2 protein-coding genes are annotated in these 2,206 nt (G+C 67.1%); both read right to left on the reverse strand.

Features of this window, described 5'->3' with window-relative positions; translation table 11 throughout:
• Positions 1–190 precede the first annotated feature (190 nt).
• The gene (locus M3461_09595; protein MDQ3774593.1) at positions 191–1,060 is read right to left on the reverse strand and encodes a patatin-like phospholipase family protein; all 870 of its coding nucleotides are present in this window, start codon (positions 1,058–1,060) and stop codon (positions 191–193) included.
• Entirely contained in the window at positions 1,053–2,015 is a 963-nt protein-coding gene (locus M3461_09600) for a flippase-like domain-containing protein (GenBank protein MDQ3774594.1), read from the reverse strand. Before M3461_09600 ends, M3461_09595 begins: the two co-directional genes overlap by 8 nt.
• Positions 2,016–2,206 lie beyond the last annotated feature (191 nt).

Raw genomic sequence — 2,206 nt, forward strand, 5'->3', positions numbered from 1 at the left:
GGGATGATCCCCTCAAAAAGGCCGATCTAGATCCCTGATGCTGCTCCAAAATCGGCCTGGATAGTGAAATCCCTTGTAACATGCCGCGGCAGTATAGGCTTTCATCACAATTTTTAGAGGCTCCCTACTATTTAATTTCAGCGGCGAGCGGGAAACTGCGCCGATGAGCGCATGCGCCCCCGGGATCCCGCTACCCCGACACACGGTGCGCCGAGGCGGCGCCGAGCGCCATGAGGTCGCGGGCGTGCTCGGGCCAGGGCTTGGGGGGCCAGAATGTGATCGGGATGCCGATCCGCGGGCGCGGGGTGATGGTCTCGATGGCGCTGACGGTCTTGCCGGCGCGGCGGGCGAGCTCGATCTTCCAGTGGAGCAACTCATCGGCGGTGAGCTGGTGGCCGGCCAGCATGGCGCTGGTGAAGTTGCGGCGGTCACTCTGCTCGCGGGCGCGGATCTGAACGTGGTGGAGGATGCTGTGCACGACGATATGCGTGACTTCGGGGTCGTCGATCCACTGCTCGATCGGTGCCGAGCAGCCGAGGCCACCATCCCACAAGGTCTCGCCCTCGACGCGGCGTGGGGCGATGAGGCCAGGCAGCGCGCAACTCGCGAGCATGGTGTCGACGAGCGGGCCGCGGGCGCGCAACTCGACGCGGCTGGTGCGTAGATTGGTCACCGCAAGGTGCAGCCGCGCGGTCGTGCAGTCTTCGATACGTCGTTCCCCGACGAGACCGTGGAGCAGGCGCCACAGATGTAACCCTTCGAGCACCGCCGGCACCCCGCGCCAGCCGAGCAGGGTGCCGAGGGCGCGAAAAGGTATCCGCCATTCACGGAAGTGGGCGCACATATCGCGGCGCGTGAACGCCGCCTCCAACTGCTCGATGCTCAACCCGGCCGCGTAGAGCCCGGCGACGATCGCGCCGGCGGACGAGCCCGCCACCGCGACCGGACGCCGACCGCCGACGAGCAACTCGCGCAGAAAGCCGAAATGCGTGGCAAAACCGAGAAACGACGAGCCGAATGCAATCGCCAGGCGCGGCGGGCGGGAACCGGCATCAGGCACCGGCGCGCTCCTTGTGCACTGGCCTCCGAAACCAGAGAAACACCCCGGCGCCGGGCAAAGCCCAGGTCGCACCAACCAAGAACCCGGTTAGGGAAACGAACACGGCCACTGCCGGAGCCGCGGCAGAGAGCGGCACCAGCAGGGCTTGGAATACGGCCTCGCGCAGGCCGAGACCGGACAGCGTCACGGGCAGCATCGTCACCACGTCGATCACGGGCATGAGGCTGAGCGCGTCCGCGAGCGCCCAGTCCATGCCTTGCGCGCGCGCCGCGAAATAATAGAGCCCGACGTTACCGGCGTGGCAGACGCTGGCCAGCAAGAGGACGGCCACGGCGCGCCGGCCCCCGGCGAAGAAAAGGTCGAAGACGCCCGCGATCTGCGAGACGCGCGCACCGAACGGAAACCAGCGCGGATGCCGGAGCGCCCGCCCCGGACGGTTGGTGAGATACCAGGCCACCATCACGAGCGCTACGGTGCCGAGGAAGATAAGCACCGTGTGAAAGAGCGCGCCCGTCGCGGGCGTCTGCTGGAACCATTCGGCGCGCAGCCCGGCGACCACGGTGGTCCAGATCATCACTATAAAAAGGCCGGAGAGCCGCTCCATGAGCACGGCGAGTACGGCGGCAAGGTTCCGGTCCCGATACCAGAACATGACGGCGGCGATCTTCGCCGCGTCGCCGCCGGCCGTGCCGGGTAGGAACAGCGAAGTGAACAGACCCAGAAAATGCAGCCCCGCCGCGTGGGGGAAACCGAGGGGGATCCCCGCGATGCGCAGGCACAACCACCAGCGGAGCGCGCCCGCGAGCTCGTTCACGCCGCCCGCGAGCCACGCAGGCAAGAGCCAGGCGGACGCGGGCGGCGCGGGCAGGGCGCGAACGGCAGGGTCGCGCGCGATCCACCACAAGAGCGCTGCGGTGCTGACCACGCGCAGGAGAAACCACGCAGGACGTCTCATGTGCCCGGCACGTGCCGGAGCGGTGATCGGCTGGAGCCCTGTTGCAACCGCGTGCTCATGATATGCTAACGAGGCTCCGCCTCAGACCGACGAGGTGTATGTCGTGGGTCCGGCGTGTGGTGCATAATGGAAGGAGAGGCTCCGGTTCGACGGTGAAGAACTGCACGCAGTTCTTGCCAATGATGTAGGCC

It is taken from the genome of Pseudomonadota bacterium, assembly GCA_030860485.1.
Classification (GTDB): Bacteria; Pseudomonadota; Gammaproteobacteria; order JACCXJ01; family JACCXJ01; genus JACCXJ01.